22 protein-coding genes are annotated in these 18,527 nt (G+C 32.2%); 8 read left to right on the forward strand and 14 right to left on the reverse strand.

Annotation, left to right across the window (positions count from 1 at the left end; all coding sequences use genetic code 11):
- Positions 1-110 precede the first annotated feature (110 nt).
- The 3 genes from FUA24_RS18495 to FUA24_RS18505 are packed head-to-tail and all read left to right on the forward strand — an operon-like array spanning position 111 to position 2,790.
- Complete coding sequence (locus FUA24_RS18495) at positions 111-662, forward strand: RNA polymerase sigma factor (RefSeq protein ID WP_148544552.1); 552 nt, start codon at positions 111-113, stop codon at positions 660-662.
- Positions 646-1,236 carry a hypothetical protein gene (locus tag FUA24_RS18500; protein ID WP_148544553.1) on the forward strand — a complete coding sequence of 197 codons (591 nt, stop codon included), beginning with the start codon at positions 646-648 and terminating at the stop codon, positions 1,234-1,236. The genes FUA24_RS18495 and FUA24_RS18500 overlap by 17 nt, the downstream gene beginning before the upstream one ends.
- Before the next feature lie 15 nt (positions 1,237-1,251).
- Positions 1,252-2,790: a hypothetical protein gene (locus tag FUA24_RS18505; protein ID WP_148544554.1), complete on the forward strand. Its 1,539-nt coding sequence runs from the start codon at positions 1,252-1,254 to the stop codon at positions 2,788-2,790.
- Between the two features lie 11 nt (positions 2,791-2,801).
- On the opposite strand, the gene FUA24_RS18510 is transcribed toward FUA24_RS18505, so the two are convergent.
- From FUA24_RS18510 to FUA24_RS18555, 10 genes are all read right to left on the reverse strand, one after another.
- Positions 2,802-3,482 (reverse strand): GNAT family N-acetyltransferase, encoded by a 681-nt coding sequence (locus FUA24_RS18510; protein ID WP_148544555.1) that lies wholly within the window; start codon positions 3,480-3,482, stop codon positions 2,802-2,804.
- 179 nt (positions 3,483-3,661) lie between these two features.
- A complete protein-coding gene (locus FUA24_RS18515) occupies positions 3,662-3,940 on the reverse strand; it encodes a pyrimidine/purine nucleoside phosphorylase (protein WP_148544556.1) in 279 nt (92 codons plus the stop codon).
- Entirely contained in the window at positions 3,933-4,844 is a 912-nt protein-coding gene (miaA, locus tag FUA24_RS18520; RefSeq protein ID WP_148544557.1) for a tRNA (adenosine(37)-N6)-dimethylallyltransferase MiaA, read from the reverse strand. Before miaA ends, FUA24_RS18515 begins: the two co-directional genes overlap by 8 nt.
- Complete coding sequence (locus FUA24_RS18525) at positions 4,844-5,668, reverse strand: ion transporter (protein WP_148544558.1); 825 nt, start codon at positions 5,666-5,668, stop codon at positions 4,844-4,846. The genes miaA and FUA24_RS18525 overlap by 1 nt, the downstream gene beginning before the upstream one ends.
- A 22-nt stretch (positions 5,669-5,690) precedes the next feature.
- Positions 5,691-7,661: a DUF3857 domain-containing protein gene (locus FUA24_RS18530; RefSeq protein ID WP_148544559.1), complete on the reverse strand. Its 1,971-nt coding sequence runs from the start codon at positions 7,659-7,661 to the stop codon at positions 5,691-5,693.
- Complete coding sequence (locus FUA24_RS18535) at positions 7,658-9,028, reverse strand: exonuclease domain-containing protein (protein ID WP_148544560.1); 1,371 nt, start codon at positions 9,026-9,028, stop codon at positions 7,658-7,660. The genes FUA24_RS18530 and FUA24_RS18535 overlap by 4 nt, the downstream gene beginning before the upstream one ends.
- A 31-nt stretch (positions 9,029-9,059) precedes the next feature.
- Positions 9,060-9,728 (reverse strand): YggS family pyridoxal phosphate-dependent enzyme, encoded by a 669-nt coding sequence (locus FUA24_RS18540; RefSeq protein ID WP_148544561.1) that lies wholly within the window; start codon positions 9,726-9,728, stop codon positions 9,060-9,062.
- Between the two features lie 10 nt (positions 9,729-9,738).
- Complete coding sequence (locus FUA24_RS18545) at positions 9,739-10,209, reverse strand: DinB family protein (RefSeq protein WP_148544562.1); 471 nt, start codon at positions 10,207-10,209, stop codon at positions 9,739-9,741.
- 5 nt (positions 10,210-10,214) lie between these two features.
- Entirely contained in the window at positions 10,215-11,102 is an 888-nt protein-coding gene (locus tag FUA24_RS18550; RefSeq protein ID WP_148544563.1) for a 3-hydroxybutyryl-CoA dehydrogenase, read from the reverse strand.
- Positions 11,103-11,198: 96 nt separating this feature from the next.
- Positions 11,199-12,158, reverse strand: coding sequence for a Gfo/Idh/MocA family protein (locus FUA24_RS18555; protein WP_148544564.1), 960 nt, complete (start codon positions 12,156-12,158; stop codon positions 11,199-11,201).
- A 169-nt stretch (positions 12,159-12,327) separates the two neighbouring features.
- Between FUA24_RS18555 and FUA24_RS18560 the strand changes: the two genes are divergently transcribed.
- The 4 genes from FUA24_RS18560 (at position 12,328) to FUA24_RS18575 (ending at position 14,672) form a co-directional block, all read left to right on the forward strand.
- Positions 12,328-12,969 carry a protein-L-isoaspartate(D-aspartate) O-methyltransferase gene (locus tag FUA24_RS18560; RefSeq protein WP_148544565.1) on the forward strand — a complete coding sequence of 214 codons (642 nt, stop codon included), beginning with the start codon at positions 12,328-12,330 and terminating at the stop codon, positions 12,967-12,969.
- Between the two features lie 73 nt (positions 12,970-13,042).
- Positions 13,043-13,543, forward strand: a complete 501-nt coding sequence (locus FUA24_RS18565) for a DUF3124 domain-containing protein (protein WP_148544566.1) — start codon at positions 13,043-13,045, stop codon at positions 13,541-13,543.
- 1 nt (position 13,544) lies between these two features.
- Positions 13,545-14,153, forward strand: coding sequence for a MarC family protein (locus tag FUA24_RS18570; protein WP_148544567.1), 609 nt, complete (start codon positions 13,545-13,547; stop codon positions 14,151-14,153).
- Positions 14,154-14,165: 12 nt separating this feature from the next.
- The gene (locus tag FUA24_RS18575) at positions 14,166-14,672 is read left to right on the forward strand and encodes a DUF2391 family protein (RefSeq protein WP_148544568.1); all 507 of its coding nucleotides are present in this window, start codon (positions 14,166-14,168) and stop codon (positions 14,670-14,672) included.
- Here the strand turns inward: FUA24_RS18575 and FUA24_RS18580 are convergent.
- From FUA24_RS18580 to smpB, 4 genes are all read right to left on the reverse strand, one after another.
- A complete protein-coding gene (locus tag FUA24_RS18580) occupies positions 14,665-15,204 on the reverse strand; it encodes a pyridoxamine 5'-phosphate oxidase family protein (protein ID WP_148544569.1) in 540 nt (179 codons plus the stop codon). The two genes, FUA24_RS18575 and FUA24_RS18580, sit on opposite strands and share 8 nt — an antisense overlap.
- A 5-nt stretch (positions 15,205-15,209) precedes the next feature.
- Positions 15,210-15,635: a DUF1330 domain-containing protein gene (locus FUA24_RS18585; protein WP_148544570.1), complete on the reverse strand. Its 426-nt coding sequence runs from the start codon at positions 15,633-15,635 to the stop codon at positions 15,210-15,212.
- Positions 15,628-16,194 carry a hypothetical protein gene (locus FUA24_RS18590; protein ID WP_148544571.1) on the reverse strand — a complete coding sequence of 189 codons (567 nt, stop codon included), beginning with the start codon at positions 16,192-16,194 and terminating at the stop codon, positions 15,628-15,630. The genes FUA24_RS18585 and FUA24_RS18590 overlap by 8 nt, the downstream gene beginning before the upstream one ends.
- A gap of 116 nt (positions 16,195-16,310) precedes the next feature.
- Positions 16,311-16,769, reverse strand: coding sequence for an SsrA-binding protein SmpB (gene smpB / locus FUA24_RS18595; RefSeq protein WP_148544572.1), 459 nt, complete (start codon positions 16,767-16,769; stop codon positions 16,311-16,313).
- A 128-nt stretch (positions 16,770-16,897) separates the two neighbouring features.
- Here smpB and FUA24_RS18600 point away from each other — a divergent pair, with 128 nt between their 5' ends.
- The gene (locus FUA24_RS18600) at positions 16,898-18,484 is read left to right on the forward strand and encodes a S41 family peptidase (RefSeq protein WP_148544573.1); all 1,587 of its coding nucleotides are present in this window, start codon (positions 16,898-16,900) and stop codon (positions 18,482-18,484) included.
- Positions 18,485-18,527: the final 43 nt, after the last annotated feature.

Below are 18,527 nucleotides of genomic sequence, written 5' to 3' on the forward strand. Positions count from 1 at the left end.
GAATCGTACTTTTTTGGTGGAGACAATAAAAAAAATGAAAATTTTTGCAACACTTCAATTTTTGTATCGTCTTTTAAACGAACTAACTTAAACCAAAAGTAGAAAACAGCATGTTTCAAGTTGACATTATTGAACAATGTAAACAGAACAATCGTAAAGCACAACTGCAGTTGTACAACCAGTACTGCAATGGTATGTATATTGTTGCTAAACGATTTTTAAAGGATGCTGATGATGCCGAAGATGTGGTGCAAGAAGCTTTTATTAAAGCTTTTTCTAAACTAGATCAATACAAGGCAGAAGTTACTTTTGGTGCATGGTTAAAACGTATTGTTGTAAATAAAAGTATCGATTTTTTAAAGTCTAGAAAACAACACTTAGTTGATTTGGAAGATGTACACTTAAAAGTTGTTGATACTACTGAAGATGACAAATGGTTAGTAGATGATGCTATTACGCTGAATGATGTTAAATCGGCCATAGGGAAGCTACCGGATAAATACCAATATGTAGTTATGTTGTATTTAATTGAAGGGTATGATCATCAAGAAATATCTGAAATTTTAAATATTTCTGAAGTTGCATCAAGAACACAATTATCAAGAGGAAAAGTAAAATTACAAGAACTGTTAACACCTTTAAGTCATGGCGCAAGATATTAGAGAGTTATTTAAAGATGATAAAATAGCCAATGAACAAATGCCGAAGAATCATGAGGCGCGCTTTTTAGAAAAGTTAGATAAAGCATTACCTCAGGAGACTTCCAACAAATCAAGTTTTGGATGGATGCGCATTGCCGCAAGTATTGTATTGCTTATAGGTCTGAGTTTTGGTGCGTATAAAATGTTTCAACCTAATGTAAAGGAAGGAGAAAAACCAGTTAAAATTGTAAAGAATAATACTGTTGAAACTAAATCTTTGGGAGACCTATCTCCAGGCTTAAAAAAGGTTGAAGATTATTATCTGGCAAGTATAAATTTAGAATTATCTAAAATTAAATATACAGCTGAAACAAAAGATTTATTTGATGGTTATATAGAACAGCTAAGTGAGTTAGACAAGGAATACAAAAGACTTTCTTTAGAACTAACAGAATCGGGACCATCTGAGTTAACGGTAAATGCCTTAATTGATAACTTAAAATTACGTTTAAACTTATTGTATAGGTTAAAATCTCAATTAAAAGAATTAACTCCTGAAGAAGCAGGAACAGAAGTTGTTGAAAAAGCAGCTTAAAAAAACAATCAAAAAATGAACAGATCAATATTAAAACTACAACTCTTAATGGTAACATTGTTTACCGTTGGAAGTTTAGTTGCTCAAAAACAGACAAAAGTATCACAGTCAATTAAAGTAAATAAGGATGTTGCAATACACCTAAATACAAGTCATTGCAATATTATTTTTGATACTTGGAATAAGAATACGGTAGAAATTGAAGCCTATGCGGAAGGCGAAGATCTTACTAATGAAGAATTGCAAGCCATTTTAAAAGGGTGGAATGTAGATGTAGATGCTTCTAGTAGCGAAATCACTATAAGTACTAGTGGTTCTGGAGGACCAAATGTATGGGTAGAGCGCGCGCCTCATAGTACTTTCATAGACGAAAATGGCTTAGTAAATACCATTGTTATGGAATTGCAACATGAATTGGCAGATATACCACATATAATTATGGATGGTATAGATGTACCCGAGTTTCCAGAAATGCCGGAAATACCAGAACTACCAGAGTTGCCTAAAGGTGTTGCAGATGTAGAATTTGATTATAAAGCTTATAAAAAGGATGGCGAAAAGTATTTAGAAGAATACACTAAAAAATTTGAGTCCGTTTATGGAGAAGACTATGCTAAGAAAATGGAAGCCTGGGGAGAGAAGTTTGGTAAAGAGTGGGAAAAGAAATATGGAAAGCGAATAGAAGAATGGGCTAAGGAATTTGAAGAAAAATGGAATAGCGAGGATTTTGAAAAAAGAATGGAAGCTTGGGGAGAACGTTTTGAAAAACAAATGGAGCAGCGAGAAAAAAGAAATGAAGAAAGACAAAAGGCATTGGAAAAGGCTGAAAAAGCAAGGGAGAAAGCTCAGGAAAAGCGAGAAGAATTGCGTGAAAAACTAATCAAAGAACGCAGAGAGCAAAGAGAGAGGCGAGATAAGCTAGTTAAGGAGAGAAGGGTGTTAGTAGAAAAATTAGTGAATCAAGAAGGTAATTCTAAAGTTAAAAAAACGATTAAAATCAAATTACCAAAAGATGCCAAATTAAAAGTTAATGTAAGGCATGGTGAAGTTGAATTTGCCAATAATATTGATAATTTAGAAGCAGATTTATCACATTCAAAACTTATAGCACAAAGCATTAATGGAGGTTCTACTTCCATTAGTGCTTCTTATACACCAGTTTATATTTCTAATTGGAATTTAGGGGAGTTAAATCTTAATTATGCTAAGGATGTCGAATTAAACAATGTAAAACATGTTGTTTTAAATTCTAATTCATCTAATGTGGTTATTGATAACTTAACGGGTAATGCGGTTATAGATTGTAATATCGGAGATATTAAGATTCTAAAAATAGATGATGCTTTTACAAATTTAAATACGATACTTCAAAATTGTGATGCGGTAATAGCCTTACCAAATACAGATTGTAATGTACGCTATAAAGGTACCAGATCTAGAATAAGTCACCCTAAGAAAGAAAGTGGTAATGTAACTACATTTTCTACAGGTAATTTAAGCAGTGGAAAAAGTATAGTTGTTAATGCAAAGTATAGTACTGTAACTATGAAGTAATTTTTACACTTTTAAGCCCTACTAATCAACCAATATTGCATTTCTCTCCTTACTTTAAAGCCTAGTTTTTTATATAGTTTAATAGGACCAGTATTATTTTGGTCTACATGTAAAAAAGGCGTTTTCCCCTTTTCCAAAATCTTTTTTGCTGTGTAAGCAACTAATTGTTTTGCAAAACCATTTCCGGTATGGTCTGGATGCGTTACTACAGCACTAATCTCAGTGAAATTTTTGGTTTGCATGCGCTCTCCGGTAACAGCAACCAATTGCTCGTTTTTATAAATACCAAAGTATCTTCCTAATAACCTAGTCTTTTCCTTAAAAAAATGAGGATAAACTAAGGCCATTAGTTCCATTAAATCTTCATGGTTTTGGTCATTTAGCTCTATAATATCTTCAGAAATAGGGTGTTCAATCTCATTGTAAATTATCATCTGAAGTCCCACATACTTAGTTATGCTAAATGAAGGCGGAAGCTTTGGTTCTTCTCCTACAATAAAAAAGCTATCCAATAGATTCGAATGTGTTTTAATAGCTTTAACTGTATCCTCAATGTCTATGAACGCACCAAAAGGAGTAAAATCCGGATGATAAAACTTTACCTTGCCGTAACTTATGTGGTAGTCCGAATGTTCATCTGTTAACGCATACCAAACAGGATTGTCTAAAGGATCTTCAGGAAATTTGTTCATAAATTAAAGATAGAAGGTTTCTTTAAATATGACAAGATTATTTTAAAGACCGAAAGACTTCACTCGAACAGGCGCTAGGACGCAAAGAGTAAGAGGTCTAATATCGTTTGATTTTTCTACTGAGCACTTAAAAGTTCTTGTTAAGTACTCATGCTAGATTGCAAAATGCGAACTAAAAATTACACGTATTTACATAAATATGAAGAGTCTTCTAAGGCATATACTTTAAAGGTAATACCAGAAGGAATTTCGCAAGATTCAAAAATATCGAATGGTTTTTTGTCGGCATTAGGTAATTCAATTTCCCATTTTCCAGAGGTTAAAGTCATCCATTCTTTAGAGGAGGTGCTAAATTCATATTCACCTTTTAAAAGAACACCTGCAGTGAAATTTCCTTGAGAGTTGCTTAAACCTAAAGACTTTACTTTACCATCAAAATATTCGTTTACTTTAATCATTGCTTAAATTTTTACTAATAGCGTTTATTATTTCTGTAGTTTCGGTTTTATAATCAAACCACATGGCATCTTTGCTTTTTCTAAACCATGTTAACTGACGTTTTGCAAACCTACGGGTATTCTTTTTAATTTCAGAAATAGCAAAGTCTAAAGTCCATTCACCATTATAAAAATTAAATATTTCTTTATAACCTACCGTGTTTAATGCGTTTAAGTCTTTAAATGGAATTAATTTTTCAACTTCTTGCAACAAGCCTTCTTCAACCATTATATCCACACGTTTATTAATTCTGTTATAAATCAATTCCCTATCAGCCGTAAGTCCTATGGAAATGGTTTTAAAGTCTCTTTGTTGTTTTGGTTTGTTTAAAAAAGAAGAATAAGGTTTACCTGTACCGATACAAATTTCTAATGCTCTAATAATCCTATGCGGATTGTCTATTGCAATGGTGTGATATGAGACTTCATCCAATTCTTTTAATTGGTTCTGCAGTGCTTCTAAACCGTCAGTTTCTAATTGTTTATTAAGTTGTTCTCTAATATTTGGATTAACAGATGGGAAATCATCTAGTCCTTTAGTTACGGCATCTACATACAAACCAGAACCACCTACCATTATTACAACATCATATTTTTTAAAGAGTTGTTCTAATTTTACAATCGCTTCTTTTTCAAAAGAACCAACACTGTAATTATCATGTATGGATTTATGGTGAATAAAGTGATGTTTTGCTCCTGCAAGTTCATTTGCAGTAGGAGCAGCGGTTCCAATTTGCATTTCTTTGAAAAACTGACGTGAATCTGCCGAAATAATTTCGGTATTAAAATGTTGCGCCAATTTAATACTTAAGGCTGTTTTACCAATTGCTGTTGGACCAATAATTGAAATTAAGTACTTAGTCATTATAATTTATGTCCGCATTTGTGACAAAAAGTAGCATTATCTGCATGATGGTCTTCATTACAATTAGCGCATACTTTAGTATTCTTGGGTATTTTCTTTTTCTCTTTTTTAGTCATTTCTGAACTAACAATTCCCGTCGGAATGGCAATAATACCATAACCCATTACCATTATTAAAGAGGCAATAAATTGGCCAAGGGCTGTGGCAGGCGCTATATCTCCATAACCCACAGTTGTTAATGTTACAATAGCCCAATAGACACTTCTTGGTATGCTTGTAAAACCACTGTCTTGATCACTTTCTACTAGGTACATAATGGTGCCAAGAATAATACACAGAATTAAAACAAACGACAAGAAAACCGATATTTTAGCTTTACTACGCTTTAATGCTCTCACAAAATTGGTATACTCGCCAATGTATCTAGTTAGTTTTAATATTCTGAAAACTCGCATAAGCCTTAAGGCTCTTAATGCAACTAAAGAAGAAGACCCTGTTAAGAAAAAAGACAAATATTTTGGAATAGTAGATAGTAAATCTACAATACCGTAAAAACTAAAAATATACTTTATAGGGTTTTTTACAGTAATGATTCTGAAAATATATTCCAGAGTAAACAATATTGTAATTACCCATTCCGCAATGTTAAGTAAGCCATGATATTTACTGGCAAAACTATCAACACTCTCAAGCATTACGATAACTATGCTTGCAATGATTACAAAAAGTAGAATAACATCAAAAAGCTTACCTTCTCGGGTATCGGCTTCATAAATAATTTCATGAAGTTTTGCTTTCCAATGCTTTTTAGGTTCATTACTCATAAATTCAAAAGTAATAAAGAATTTACTTTTTCTTTAAGAGTACGACGGTGTTTGTTTGAATATCTACTACTTTCTTCATAAAATCCTTTAAATAGGGGTAATACTCTGGAGGATAAACAGCCTGTTTAAAATCTATACGTAAAGAAAGTATGATACTATTTTCCTTAAGGGTTGAAAAGAAAAAGACTTTACCTTCTTTGTTTGGTAAATTCACAATAATGGGTTTGGGTTTTTCAACAAGTTCATATTTATCCCCAAAATCTAACTTTACATTGTAATAATAGGAATCCTTGTAACCAAAATCTATGGGATATGATCTTTCCTGAAGTTTAAACGGGTTTTCAGTAAAAAAAGTAACAAAAAAGGGATTAAGATATATGTTATCTCCAGTGTCTTCGGCAGCATATTCTATAGTGTACTTTTCTTTAAACACAGGATTGGTTTTAGAGCTTTCTAAAGTTTCGAAATCTGATATTATGATATCGTCAGATTTATTTTCTAGCTTTTCAACGTATGTCGTTTCATTTGTAAAATACGATTTACGATAATCATAAGCATGTTGCCCTGTAATTCTAGATTTAATGGTGCCTACAACATTTAGGTTATCATCAATTTTTAGGTCTGCCGAATAAAAAATATCTGATTTTTTTGGAATAATATCATACCATTCACTTCCATCATTGAAGTTTAATAATCTTCCGTATTGATTTAAACATCTAAACGGAAGTTCTCCGAAACTTAAATATTTATCTGTAGCGTCTAATAGGTAGTCTTTATCATCTATTTTAACATGTACTATTAAATAGTTAAAATCTGAAATAACTGGATATATCTTGGTTGGATGTCCATTTTGTCTTGTAGAAATCATCAAAGGCTTTACATCATAACCACTTTCTTTCAATATATTATGAAGTAAAATATTAATGGAAGAAACGTTGCCTGTTTTTTTCTTTATAAGATCTTTTACAGAGACATCTTTAAATATTCGAAACTTTTCATTCCAGGTATAGTTATCCTGAACGAATTTATATATAGCTTGTGCCTTCTCTAAAGTTGTTGGACTATTTATTAATTCGGCATCAAGCAAATCCTCTAATTTTATAGATTTAAACAGTTGTTTACCAATATTTTGATCCGTTTTTAATTCCTTGTCTACGTCTTTCCATTCTTTGGTATAATTCGTTGCGTTTCCTTCAAAGTCTGTAAATGTTTTTAGTTCATATTCAACTCTTGCTAAATAATTATCCTCTGTTGTCATGTAATCTTCCTCTATAAATGCGGGAATGTCTTTCATGGCATAAATAGATTCCAAACAGCTTGCCGAACCACCTCGAGGTCCTTCTAAACAGTTTCGTTTTAAATCGGCAGTATTAGTTGAGAGTTTTTTACCTCCTACAAGTTTTATATTATAAATCCAATTGCCTGGTATACTTGTTTGATATTCACTATAAAGCGTGGGTATATCATGTTGAAATTCCCAACCTTTATATTTAAACATAAAAGGAGATGTTATGGTATAACTATATGTAATTACCGAACCTTCTTTAACATTAGGTAAGGTGAATTTTACGACATCAAAATTTTCGTTGTATTCTTCTTTGAAAATATCCTTTTTACGTAGTTCCGATTTAACAACATTGCCATTTTCAAAATTATAGGTTGTAGCAATGATGTCTTGCACCTTTTCATAAGTGTTGTTATCTTTTTTGTAGGTATATATTTTAACTGTAGCATTTTCAAAACCTTCCTTTTTAAGAATTTTTAATTTATGCTGCTCTTTTGTCTTTAATTTATAATCTGCTGGATTTACCCAACTTTTACCATGTTGGTAAATTATTAAAGCATTTGCCGTAGAATCTTTGTCAAATGAAGTAGCTTTTATATCGGGTAATGTTACACGATATGATTCTGAGTTAAATTGAGATGTTGTTTGAGAGTGAGAATGAAAAAAAACGAGAATATGCAATACTAAGATTAGTGTGGTTTTTTTCATGGATCTTCGAATATAATTTGCTTTACTTTTTTATGTTTTCTTAAATAACTTTGTATAATATGTTGAGTATCCCTATTGTTATTCATAGGGGTTATAATAGACCTTAAAACCTCAAGATTGTTTAATTGATAATTAAGATTATAGAAACCAAGGCCAACAAAAACACCATTTTCTATTAAAATAGCGCTGCGTTCATCAACATCTCTACCACGGTCTATAATTACCATGTTTTTATTGGCGTAGCTGTTTTTATGAATTAAGGCGTTAACCCGTTGGTTATAATCTTCTGGTGATTCTTTTTCTACACAGGCACCTTCACAGGCTTTAACTTCATAATTAAAACAACTTGTTTTTGTTTTATATAATCCCGTAAGTTTTTGGCATAGATTGTATTCTTCAACGGCTTTAGTTAAAAAGCTTTTACCGCTTTGTCTAGTACTAAACGTTGTGATAGGTTTTTTTCTACCATCTGCTTTATCAATTTTTAAGTTGATATAATTATTATCATCAACAAAACTATACAAGGCATGTGTGAAAATTGTTCTTCGTAAAGCTCTATTAAAAATGGGTTTAACGCGTTTTATTTCCTCACTTTCTTTTAAAAGAGCAACAAGTTCGCTTCCTGTAGCTTCATAAGTTACCGAATGTACTAAGGCCTGTATTTTTTTTGATTTAGGATTGGTACCAGTAAAGTGTTGATTAATACGCTTTTTAATATTGTTGCTTTTACCAATGTAAATAATGTCGCCATCGGCATTATGAATGTAATAAACACCAGTAACAGTTGGTAAGTCTGCAATAATATCAATGTGCTTTGGTTCTAGCTGCAATTTTGGATTTGCTCTTACTGAATTTTGAATTATACTTTTTTCAGTGTCTTTGGCCAGGAGCATTTTAAAAAGCTTTACAGTGGCTTGGGCATCTCCCGAGGCTCTATGTCTGTCGGAAACAGGAATACCTAATGATCTCACAAGCTTGCCTAAACTATAGGAGGGGAGCCCTGGAATAAGATTTTTAGATAACTCTACCGTACAAAGTGATTGTCTTTCGTATTCGAAACCTAAACGACCAAATTCTGTTCGTAGAATCCTATAATCAAATTGGGCATTGTGAGCAACAACAATGCAGTCTGTAGTTATTTCTACGATACGTTTAGCAACCTCATAAAACTTAGGCGCATTACGTAGCATATTATTGTTTATACCTGTTAGGTTAACAACAAAGGGTTGAATCTCCCTCTCAGGATTAACTAAACTAATAAACTGATCTACTACTTCATGACCATCGTATTTATAGATAGCTATTTCTGTAATGCCTTCTTCGTTATACTTTCCTCCCGTGGTCTCTATGTCTAGTATTGCGTACAAAAACTATTTATGGGTTTATTTGGTTTTTTGTTTAACTGTAATTTCTTGCTCCGAAAATGCTACTTCCAACACGAACCATTGTGCTGCCGCAATCTATGGCCAATTTATAGTCACCGCTCATTCCCATTGAAATTGTTTGTAGTTCACAGTTTTCAGATGTTAAGCTACTTAAATTATCAAATGTAGATTTTAGCAATTTGAATTCATTTTCTATCTGTTCATGATCATTGGTAAATGTTGCCATTCCCATAACACCAGTTACTTTAATGTTTTTTAATTCTGAAAAATCTATTGATTGAAGCAATGCTTTTGCGTCGTTAGGAGTCATTCCAAATTTAGAATCTTCTGAAGCTATTTTTATTTGAAGCAAACAGTTAATAATTCTACTATGTTTTAAAGCTTGTTTATTTATTTCTTCAAGTAATTTTAAACTATCAACTCCGTGAATTAAATGTACAAAACTACCCATGTATTTTACCTTATTTCGTTGCACATGACCAATCATATGCCATTCAATATCTTTGGGCAATTCTTCATATTTACTAGCCATTTCCTGAATTTTGTTTTCACCAAAAACACGTTGGCCAGCCTCATAAGCTTCAAGAATATCGCTAACAGGTTTTGTTTTAGAAACAGCCACCAGAGTAACATGATCTGGTAGGGTTGATTTTATATTTTCTAGGTTGTCTTTAATAGTCATTTAAAAGAAATTAATCCCATATTTTAGGTCTATCTACTCCAAGCGTTCTTAAATAACCTAGTAATTGACCTGTATGAACAGATTCGTGATAGGCAATTCTATTTAAATAATCACCTAAAGTTTTGCTTTGTCCAACCTCACTTCTTTCTATTCTAACATTTTTCAATTCTTCTGACGTAAATTGTTCAATCATAGATATGAATGCTTTTCTATAATTTTTCGAAAACTCTAGTTCTGCACTTATACTTTTATAGGGTAAATCGTTCCATGGAGATTCATAGTTGCCTAAATTGCCTTTATTTTCAATTATTTTATGAAAAAGATGCTCACCTTCAAGTACATGTCTAATCATTTCTATTATAGAAAAAGCGTCATTATCAGGTTTCCAATGCAAAAATTCTTCAGGAATATTCGTCCAAAGTTTTATACTTCGTCTTCTAATTTCAGAAAAATTTAATATAATTTGATTAGTTACGCTCATTAATTTTACAAGAATTGTTTTGAAACCTTTTCAGCTTTTCTACTTTCGGAATAATCATAAAACCCTTCGCCAGATTTCACCCCCAGTTTACCAGCTCTTACCATATTTACTAACAACGGACAAGGTGCATATTTTGGGTTTTTAAAACCATCGTACATGACATTAAGTATAGACAAACAGACATCTAAACCAATGAAATCAGCTAATTGAAGTGGTCCCATTGGGTGTGCCATACCAAGTTTCATGACTGTATCAATTTCCTGAACACCAGCAACACCATTATACAGCGTTTCAATAGATTCATTGAGCATTGGCATTAAAATTCTATTAGCTACAAACCCTGGATAATCATTAACCTCTACTGGCACTTTACCTAGAGTTTTGGATAACTCCATAATAGTGTTAGTAATCTCATCTGATGTACTGTAACCTCTAATAACCTCTACCAATTTCATAATTGGTACAGGATTCATAAAGTGCATACCAATAACCTTATCAGGTCGGTTAGTAACGGCAGCAATTTCTGTTATGGATATTGATGATGTATTTGTTGCTAAAACAGTTTTAGCGTTACAAATCTCATCTAACTGCTTAAATATTTTGAGTTTTAAGTCCACATTTTCAGTTGCAGCTTCTACAACTAAGTCAGCATCCTTGACTCCTGTTTCAAGATTTGTTAAGCCATTAATATTGGCTAGAGTTTTATTTTTATCGTCTTCAGTTATTTTTTCTTTGGCTACCATTCTATCTAAATTTTTAGATATAGTAGCTAACCCTTTTTGTAAAGAGGTTTCATTAATATCAACCAATTGCACTTTAAATCCGCATTGTGCAAACGTATGTGCAATACCATTTCCCATGGTACCTGCACCAATGACTACAATGTTTTTCATGTGTTAATACTTATTGTTTTTCAATGGTCACGTGTAACATCCAAATTATCATTTAACCATGTACGGTTAAAACATATTAACGGATGTCTCATTTAATTAAAAATTATCTATAATTTGGTTAGCAACACGTAATGCTTCAGTTCCGTCATGCAGTGTTACAATTGGTGTAGTGTTATTGTTTATGGCATCTGCAAAAGTTTCTAGCTCATCTAAAATGGCATTATTTTGCGTTATATCTGGATTATCAAAATAGATTTGTTTCTTAACACCCTCGGCATTCTGCAATATCATATCAAAATCACCAGGGGTTTCTGGAGCATCTTTCATTTTTACCACTTCGCATTTCTTCTCTAAAAAGTCAACAGAGATGTAGGCGTCTTTTTGAAAGAATCGTGCTTTGCGCATATTTTTTAATGATATTCTACTGGCAGTTAAATTAGCTACACAACCATTTTCAAATTCTAATCTGGCGTTTGCAATATCAGGTGTATCACTAATAACAGAAACACCACTAGCAGATACATGTTTTACTTTAGACTTAACTAAACTTAGAACAATATCTATATCGTGAATCATTAAATCTAAGACCACAGGAACATCCGTTCCTCTTGGATTAAACTCTGCCAACCGATGTGTTTCGATAAACATTGGTGTGTTAATGTCATCTTTAACAGCTAAAAATGCTGGGTTAAAACGTTCTACATGCCCTACTTGCCCTCTAAGGTTGTGTTCTGCCAAAAGTTTTCTAATATTTTCAGCTTCTTCAACTGTATTGGTAATAGGTTTTTCAATAAAAATATGTTTGCCTTTTTCAATGGCCTTTTTAGCACATTCATAATGCGAAAGCGTTGGTGTAACAATATCCACCATATCAACAGCATCGATTAAGGCATCAATAGAGTCAAAATAAGTATAACCAAATTCTTCGGCTACTTTTTTTGCATTATCTGCATCGGCGTCATAGAAGCCTACTAGATTGTATTTATTGGATTGGTTTAGAAGTCTTAAGTGGATTTTTCCAAGGTGGCCAGCACCCAGTACACCAGCGTTTAGCATAATTATAGGTTTTAAACAAAAATAAGATTTTTAATGAAGGTATTTCATGATTTTCCCTTAAATTTTATACGTAAAAACAGTGAATAATTTAGCCAGAATAAAATTTTTGCAAATAGTTTTTAGCTTAAAAATGTTTAACTAATTTTAGCCTTGTAAACCATACCAAAAATTGAAAGATACTTTTAAACACCAAGGTCTAAGGCAGCAACTAGTTAAGACCATAAAAGCCAAAGGAATAGTAGATGAAAAGGTTTTAAATGCTATAGGAAGCATACCTAGACATTTGTTTATGGATTCTAGCTTTTTAGATCATGCATATCAAGACAAGGCTTTTCCTATTGCTGCAGATCAAACTATTTCCCAACCGTATACAGTGGCTTATCAAACCGAATTATTAAAAGTTAAAACAGGAGATAAGATACTAGAAATAGGTACAGGTAGTGGCTATCAATGTGCGGTTTTATGCGAGGTAGGTGCTAAAGTTTATAGTATTGAGCGCCAACAAGAATTGTTTAAAAAAACCAGTAAGTTTTTACCAAAGTTGGGATATAGGCCTAAAAAGCTAATTTTTGGAGATGGTTATAAAGGCTTACCAGATGAAGCACCGTTTGATGGTATTATTGTAACTGCTGGCGCACCATTTGTACCAAAACCTCTACTCAGTCAATTAAAAATAGGAGGTAGGTTAGTAATTCCTGTGGGAGATGATGTTCAAGTTATGAATTTATTCATTAGAAAAGGTCAAAAGGAATTTGAACAACATGAGTTAGGTGAGTTTAGATTTGTACCATTGTTGGAGGATAAGAATTAAATTGCTAAAGCTCGCAATATGTTTTTATTATGACTTATATTTATAAATAAGCATTAAGAAATAAATTAAGAAAATGAGATACTGTATACTTTTATTATTACTTCTTACAGTAAGTTGTAATGAAGAGCCGAATGTACAAATTCATAAAGAAGATTGGTCAAAAAGGAAAGCTAATATTACTAAATTGGATTCACTTGATTATGGCAAATCTTACCTTTCAGTTTATTCCCAGATATACAGTTTTTCACAAAAGCAAAAATATAACTTGACCGGAATGATTAGTTTAAGAAATGTAAGTGAAGAAGATACTATTTATCTATTGAGAGCAGACTATTTTAACACTAAAGGAAAAAAAATAAGAACATATTTTGATTATCCCGTTTTTATTGATCCAATGGAAACTCTAGAAATTGTAATTGCACAGGCTGATGTAGAAGGAGGAACGGGATCAAATTTTTTATTTGATTGGAAAATACCAAAAGGTTGTCCAGAGCCATTATTTGAAGGTGTTATGAATTCTATGCAAGGAACTCAAGGTATATCGTTTACTACACATGCCAAGCGAATAAAATAAGATGACAGAATTAATAACTACTTTTTTCTTTTTATTCGCTGTAATTGATCCAATTGGTTCTGTACCAGTATATCTTGAAGCTACTAGAGATTTTGATGGTAGTGAAAAGAGAAAAATAGCTATTAGAGCGGCTTTTTTAGCTTTTTTAATTCTACTTTTTTTTATTATCGTAGGACAGCTAATATTCGAAGGGATGGATGTTTCTTTAGATGCATTTCAAGTATCTGGAGGGGTAATATTATTTTTATTTGCTTTAACAATGGTATTTGGTGAGGGCAAGCCTGAAAGAGAAAAAAACAGAATAACAGATTATAGGCATGTTATCGTATTTCCTTTGTCTATTCCTTCAATAGCTTCTCCGGGGGCTATTATGGCGGTGGTAATTTTAACCGATAACAATCTTTATTCTTTGGAACAGCAAGCAATAACAACACTTTTAGTTTTTTTGGTAATTGTTTTGACTTCTATCGTTTTATTAGCAGCGAATAAGGTTCAAAAAATAATTGGAGACTATGGTATCACTGTTATAAGCAAGATAATGGGGTTAATACTTGCTTCGTATGCAGTACAGAGTATTATGACTGGTATTAAAAGTTATTTTTCATTATAACCGGAATGTATTATGGAGGAAAAAATTGATATTAAGCAAGGAACAATAAAACGAATAGGTGGATATCTCCATAGAGTGATTCCCATAGCTGATAAATCTGGCGAGATAATTAGTTATGCGCTCAAGCCATTAATGGTTGAATTTAAACCTCGTGATATTATTCAGGTTATTATTGGTTCCGCTTTATTAGCTATTCCAGTATCGTTGACAGAAGAAGCATGGAATTTGGGCATAACACTACCTTTTAAGAATATTTTACTTATAATACTACTTTCGCTAATAATGATTGGAATGTTTGTGTATTTTAATTTCTATAGATTTAATTTTAAAGGAAATAAATTTGAGTTTTTTAAAAGAGTTATTGGCACTTATCTAATTTCGTTATTAATAGTTGCTTTAGTTCTTACCATTATAGACAAATGTCCATGGGGAAACAACAATCTATTAGCCTTTAAACGTATAGTAATTGTTGCTTTTCCGGCATCTTTAAGTGGTACTTTAAGTGATACAATTAAATAATCCCAGTCTCCAATCCATCAATACTTTTTGTGTTTTTCTCTTTCCAGTAATTTTTTATCCTTTCTTCTCCCTGTTTTTCTGCCCAAGAATTTAATTGTAAACGTTCCTCTTTAAAATCCATAAAAGGTACCGCGTATCCGCAAGATGTTTGAACAGAATCTATGTGCATTTCAACAATTTGTCTGGTACCGGCTATAGTAGGAAAAGAATTGATATAATTTTGAAATTCTTCGTCTCTGTCGTGATACATTTTGGCATGACCATAAAGCCTTAGAATAAGTGGTTTACCATCAAAAGCACAGAACATAATAGTCATACGATTGTTTTTTAACAAATGCGCTGCGGTTTCATTTCCACTACCTGTAAGGTTTAACCAAGCTATAGTCTTTTCATCTACAACTCTAAATGTATCTAATCCTTTTGGAGATAAATTGATTCTACCTTCATTGGCTGCAGTAGCAACAAAAAACACCTTCTGGTTTTCAATAAAGGATTTTAATTCTGGTGATATTTCTGTGAAAAATTTTGCCATTTTATTTAATAGGTGTCTTGGGTTATTGGTAAAAGCCTAGAGTCCTTTAAAGCTGCCGTTCTGTGACCAGCAATTTTTAAGTACTCTTTATTAGTTGCAAATTTTAAAAACGTTTCTTTATTCTTATGCTTTACTAGAAGCACTAGATCCCATTTTTGAGATTCCGGACCGATTAAAAATTGGCCTCCTTTTCCTTTAAAAATTACTTCACTACCAGCTTCCTTTAAAAAAGGTAGTGTATTCTCAATGTAAAGTTGATAAGCCTCTGCTCCAGTTATGTCTTCTTTAGGCGCTATGGTTTTAAAATTGGAATAATCTGCAACCTCTTTAAAGCTTAAAAGGTTAAGCATAATAAAAGAGCCAGATATATCACTTAAATAAAACGTTTTTCCAGCTTCTTCAGTAGCATTCAAGTAATTGGTTTTACTCATTTTTAACACCAAGTTTTGGTAAATAAGCTTTTGGTATTGGATTATAACGAGATTCGTTAGTCCAATAAATATTAACAATCCACCAACGGTTGTTATCAAATAACAATTGAATACTATTGATGCCTCTCATAAAGGGTTTTTCGTCAGCTGCACTTTTGTATGATTCATAAGTACTAAACACATGAACTAAGTTACCAAATTGCTGTATTTCTCTGTGTATTTCCTTTTCAATAAACCCATTTTGAACTAACCATTTCCCAGAGCTCTTAATGTAATCATCTGGCGACATATAGCGAATTTTAAAATCGCCTTCTCTATTCTCACCCGAAGGAATGAGTTTTGCATCTTTATGAAATAAATATTTAAATTGTTTCCAATTCCTTGCTTTTCCTTTTTCACCAGAGATACTGCCATAAAGCGTTTTAATCATATTATCTATAGTATAGACTTTTGTAGTATCTAGTTTTGGCGTGTTTTGTGGTTTTTCTTTAGATTTCTCCTGTCCAAGAATAAAAGAGGAGGCAAGTAAAGCGAATGCTAAAATAAAGGTGTTTTTCATTGTTCTATAAAATAATAAAAAATGAAATTAATGAATTTACCCCAGTTATAAGGTTAAGCGCGTCTTAAATTTTTAAGGATTTAGGCAGACTACGGCATTCCCAAGAACATTGGAAATTATTTAAAGTTCTTTTTAATACGATCTAGATTACGCTTATTATCTCTGTCCTTAATTGTTTCGCGTTTATCATATAGTTTTTTACCTCTAGCTAGAGCTATATCTAGTTTCGCAAAGCCTTTATCGGTAATAAATAATTTTAAAGGAATAATAGTAAGTCCAGTATTTTGGACTTCTTTTTGAAGTTTTTTTAACTCTCTTTTATTTAAAAGCAGTTTTCTAGTAGCTTTCGGTTTGTGGTTGTAATAGGTGCCATGACTGTATTCTTCTACTGTCATATTAACAACAAAAAGTTCACCACGGTCATTAAATTCACAAAAACTTTCGGCAATTGAAGCCTTACTCTTTCTAATAGATTTTATCTCGGTACCCGATAATACAATACCAGCGGTGTACTTATCTAATATTTCATATTGAAAGCGCGCTTTTTTGTTAAGTATGTTGACCTTATTTTGCATGGGGAGCAAAAGTACATAATTTTATGATTTTGAATTTCGTTTCATTCATTTAAAAGTTAAAGATTGTGTAATGTTTAGCTAAAACATAGAATTACAACTATTTTAGCTAAAGTTCTTTATTCAAGTTTATGAAAAAATGCCTTCTTATCTCCTTTATCTTAATTCAACTAGCTTCTTGCACCAGTGTTAAAACGTACAATGCGCAAATATCTAAACAGCATTCTGTTGAAGCATTACAAAGCGATATTGATAAGTTGTTTAAGCAGTTACAAAAGCACCACCCTAAATTATATCAATATACTCCCGAGCAAGATTTAAAATTTAAGTTCGACAGCTTAAAAAATGCCATTAAAACACCGATGAATTCTAGGGCTTTTTATAAAAAGCTAGCTCCAGTTGTTGCAAGTGTTAGGCAAGGGCATGTATCTGTAGGATCTGCTGGTAAACGATTTAAAAAGAAAGAGAGAAAAGAACTTATAAAAAGGAAATTTGAGTTTTATAAACTAGACTTTGAATATTTAAATAATAAGCTTTGGATAAAGGCAAACAGAGGTAAAGATTCTACTTTGGTGGGGTGTGAAGTTGTGAGTATTGATGGTGAAACCGCTCAAGATTTAACAGAACGATTTAAAACGCGTTTTGCTTCAGATGGTTATAACACTACTTTACACAATAGATATGTGAGCAAAGGGTTTACCACATTTTATTATAAGGATAAAGGCTTTGTTGATAGTTTAAAAATAGAATTCAGAAAAAACGATTCTTTATTTACTAAAACCTTAAGGCGTATTGCTAAAAAGGATACACGTAAGTTGAAAATCCCAAAAGATTCTTTAAAGAAGATAAAACCTAAAAAATTGACCAAGTCTGAAAAGCAACAAAGACGATTGGCTAAAAGAAAAAGAAGGAAAGACAATAGAAAATATGGTTATATAGCTTCTAAAAAGCAATACACAAGAAAGTTTAGCCTTATTGGTAAAGACAGTAGTGTGGCTTACATGAAAATTAGAGGTTTTAGCAACGGTAATTATAAACGATTTTATAAAGAAAGTTTTGCACTAATGGACTCGCTTAAAACCGAAAACTTTATACTAGACTTAAGAGATAATGGCGGAGGACGTATTGCGGAAATAGACAAACTTTATTCCTATTTAACAGATAAAGAGTATCGGTTTATTTTAGAAAGTGAAGTGAATAGTAGAGCACCATTTTTTAAGATGATAATGAGTAATACAACTCCAAATAGTTTAAAGGTTTTGGGAGGCGTAGTATCGCCTTTAATTTACATGCATAATGTATTGCATACTAAAAAGAGAAACGGAAAGTATTACTATAGTTTTGGAGAGTCTAAAGTGCAGAAGCCAAATCCTTTAAATTACAAAGGGAATATGTATGTGTTAATTAATGGTAATTCGTTTTCTGCGTCATCCCTTATCTCAACACATTTAAAAGCAACTAATAGAGCTACATTTGTTGGAGAAGAAACTGGTGGGGCTTATAACGGTTGTGTTGCAGGTATTTATAAAATATATAGGTTGCCAGAAACAAGATTAAGGGTAAGAATGGGCTTAATGCAAATTGAAGCACCTTACAGACAGGAACCAGATGGATATGGTATAAAACCAGATGTTGAAATATTACCAACTATAAAGGATAGGCAAGAAGGTAAAGACCCTGAACTTGATTGGGTACTGAATAAACTAGGCAAAACATAAAGTTTAACATAATACTTTGTTAAACTAATACAGATCAGCGTTC

The sequence above is a fragment of the Seonamhaeicola marinus genome, assembly GCF_008085455.1.